Origin of the sequence: Geminicoccus flavidas, assembly GCF_009806515.1 — a bacterium.
In the GTDB taxonomy this organism is placed as follows: Bacteria; Pseudomonadota; Alphaproteobacteria; order Geminicoccales; family Geminicoccaceae; genus Geminicoccus; species Geminicoccus flavidus.
Genome location: NZ_WUJP01000174.1, coordinates 1 through 3396, shown reverse-complemented (window position 1 = coordinate 3396; position 3396 = coordinate 1). Strand labels below are relative to the sequence as shown.

Genomic DNA, 3396 nt, shown 5'->3' with positions numbered 1-3396 from the left:
CGCGGTGTGCCCACGCCGTTGGCTGCCAGCACCACCACATCCGCGGTCACCTTGTGCTGCCGGCCAGTATTACGGTCGACATAGATGGCACCGGTGGCCCGCCCCGAGCGGTCCTTCTCGATCCGGATCACCCGCGCATAGGTGCGCAGCTCGGTGCCCGCCTCCAGCGCCCTCGGCCAGACCGACATCGAGAACTTGCTCATCGAGCCGCGCGGGCAGCCCGTGCAGATCCCGCAGCCGTTGCAGGCCGGGCGCCCGTCATAATCCGAAGAGATCACGCCCGCCGGCACCGGCCACCAGTGCCAGCCGAGCTTGTCGAACGCCTGCGCCATCCGGCGGGCCGGGGCGCCCATCGGCAAGGGGCCCGTCGGGTAGGGCGGATGGGCCGGCATGGCCGGGTCACCTTCCAGGCCGCTCACTCCGATCAGCGCGTCGGCCTTCTCGTAATAGGGCGCGATGTCCTCATAAGTGATCGGCCAGTCCGGCTGCAGCCCGTGCTCGGTGCCCTTGCGGAAGTCGGACGGGCGGTAGCGCGGCCAGAGCGCGCCATAGACATTGGTCGAGCCGCCGACCCCGTTCCACATCAGGACCTGGGAGCTGTCGCTGTTGACGGGGAAGTCGTCGGGATTGGGCCGGCGGACGTTGACGTCCGCGTTCCAGCTCGTGCGCCGGTTCCACTGCCAGTCCGGCCGGTAGTGCGGGTGCTCGCGGGGCTCCACCCAGCCGCCCTGCTCCAGGCAGATGACGTGCAGCCCGGCCTCGGCCAGGACCAGCGAAGCGAGGGAACCGGTGGCGCCCGAGCCGATGATCAGGACGTCGGCATGATCGTTACGCGCGGCCATGGCGCTCTCCCAGATGATCGAGGCCCGAAATGTCGACCGGCTTGACCTCGTCGGTCGGGATGTAGAAGCCACGATTGCGCTTCGGCCGGTCGCGCTCGCGGTCGAACGGCTCCAGATGGTAGCCCTTGAGGATCGGCACCGGGTCGTAGGGCTGGCCTAGTGCCCGGATCGCCGGGATCACGCCAGGGCTCTCGTAATAGCCGAGATAGGTCGCGGTGCGGATCAGCGTGAACAGCCTGGGCTGGCTCGCCTCCAGCTTGGCGACCACGATCATCCGCTGGTCTTCGTCCAGTGGCCCGAGCGGCCCGCCGCAGGCCTGGAGCGCCTGCTCGACCTGAAGGAGCGCATCCTCGCCGAGTTCCTCCAGGAGCCGCATCCCGAGAATGCCATGCACGCCTGCCAGCGACGCGGAAGGCCAGTCGTCCTCGCCTGGAATCAGCACGTCGACCAGGTCACGCAGCATGGTCGACAGCCGTATGGCCTCGCTCACCCCTACCACTCCCATCACAGTCTTTCTTCCGACGCGGGGTCGAACAGATGGACCCGCGCCGCCAGTGCGCCAAAGCGCACCTTCGCCCCCACCGCCGGCGCCTCGTCCGGCTCACACAATCCCTTGACCGCCTGCCCGCCGATCTCGGCATCCACATAGGAAACCGGCCCGATCGGCTCGACCAGGAAGACATCGCCCTCCAGGGTCAGGTCGCGCTGGGCGTTCGCCATCAGGTCGGTCGGCCGGATGCCCAGGATCGCCTTCCGCCCGCCCCGGATGGCACCGAGGCTCTGCTCGGCCACCACGCCGGTCGGCAGGGACAGCACGGTCTCGCCGACCCGGCAGCGGATCACCCCGTCCTCCAGCCCGGTCTCGACCTCGAAGAAGTTCATGGCCGGGCTGCCGATGAAGCTCGCCACGAACAGGTTGGCGGGCTTGCGGTACACCTCCATGGGCGGCCCGATCTGCTGCAGCTTGCCGGCCCGCATCACCGCGACCCGGTCGGACAGCACCATGGCCTCCTCCTGGTCATGGGTGACGAACACCGCGGTCGTGCCGATCTCGCGCTGCAGCCGCTTGATCTCCGTGCGGGTCTTGACCCGGAGCGAGGCGTCCAGGTTGGACAGCGGCTCGTCCATCAGCAGCACGGCCGGGTTGCGCACCACCGCACGGCCCACCGCGACGCGCTGGCGCTGCCCGCCCGAGAGCTGCACGGGCTTGCGGTCCAGCAGCGCGCCCAGGTCCAGCATGTCGGCGGCCGCATCGATCTGCCTGCCGATCGTCGCCTCGTCGAGCCGCTGCTGGCGCAGGCCGAACGCGATATTGTCGCGCACGCTCATGTGCGGGTAGAGCGCGTAGTCCTGGAACACCATGGCGATGTTGCGCTCGTGCGGGTCGCGCTCGGTGACGTCGGTCCCGTCGAACAGGATCGAGCCGGCGGAGGGCTTCTCCAGGCCGGCGATGCAGCCCAGCGCCGTGCTCTTGCCGCAGCCGGACGGGCCCAGCAGGGTCAGGAACTCTCCGTCCGGCAGGGTGATGTCGAGCTCCGACACCGCGAACACGGCGCCGAACTGCTTGGTCAGTCGATCGAGGGTGACGCTGGCCACGTTGGAATGGTCTCCTCAGCCTTTGATCGAACCAGACAGCATGCCGCTGACCAGCCAGCGCTGGAAAAGAAGGGCGATGACGACCGGCGGGATCACCGCCAGCACGGAGGCCGCGAACATCGGCCCGTAATCGTAGAAGCGGAGCTGGACCAGGAAGCCGGCGATGATGACCGGGATGGTCTGCGCGTTCGGGGTGCCGGTCAGGATCAGTGCGAAGATGAACTCGTTCCAGCTGATCAGGAAACAGAAGATCCCGGCCGCCACCAGCCCCGGCACGGAAACCGGCAGCACGATCTTCCAGATCGCCTTGAGCCGGGAGCAGCCGTCCACCAGCGCCGCCTTTTCCAGGTTCGGCGGCAGCCCCTCGAAATAGCCCTTCATCATCCAGGTCGAGAGCGGCAGGATCAGCGAGCAGTAGGCGATCACCAGCCCGGTCCGCGTGTCCAGCAGACCCATGGTCTTGAACACCAGGAAGAACGGCAGGATCAGGGCGAGCGACGGCGTCATCCGGGTCAGCATCAGCGCCCAGAGCGTCCCGCCCATCAGCTTGCTCTTGCCCGAGCGCGCATAGGCGTAGCCGGCAAGGCCGCCCAGGACCAGGTTCACCGCCGTCACCGCGACCGCGACCAGGAAGCTGTTCCAGATCCCGAACGGCACCCGCGACGCCTGCACGCTGGACTGGCCGCCCGTGCCGGTGTCCGGGAACAGCACGTAGCGGAAATTCTCCAGCGTCAGCGGCCCCGGCACCACGGTCGCCGGCGTGCGCACCAGGTCGGCGGCACTCTGCAGGCTCATCAGGATCAGCCAGGCGAACGGCACGAACGACCAGACGAAGATCAGGACGATCGCCGTCCACATCGCGACCTTGCCCAGGATGCGCCGGGTGCGCGGCGAGAATGTCGATCTCGGGGTAAAGGCCGGCAGCCGGGCCAGCCGGGCGGTGGTCCGCCGCATCCCG

General features: G+C 68.4%; 4 protein-coding genes. All 4 read right to left on the bottom strand.

Annotated features, from left to right (window positions below; genetic code table 11):
* A partial coding sequence (locus EQG76_RS04730; RefSeq protein WP_159711057.1) for a GMC family oxidoreductase N-terminal domain-containing protein occupies window positions 1–842 on the bottom strand: 842 nt, incomplete at its 3' end.
* Window positions 829–1332, bottom strand: coding sequence for a gluconate 2-dehydrogenase subunit 3 family protein (locus tag EQG76_RS04725; protein ID WP_159711055.1), 504 nt, complete (start codon window positions 1330–1332; stop codon window positions 829–831). The genes EQG76_RS04725 and EQG76_RS04730, both read right to left, overlap by 14 nt.
* A 14-nt stretch (window positions 1333–1346) precedes the next feature.
* Complete coding sequence (locus tag EQG76_RS04720) at window positions 1347–2438, bottom strand: ABC transporter ATP-binding protein (RefSeq protein WP_159711053.1); 1092 nt, start codon at window positions 2436–2438, stop codon at window positions 1347–1349.
* Between the two features lie 15 nt (window positions 2439–2453).
* A partial coding sequence (locus tag EQG76_RS04715; RefSeq protein WP_159711051.1) for a carbohydrate ABC transporter permease occupies window positions 2454–3396 on the bottom strand: 943 nt, incomplete at its 5' end.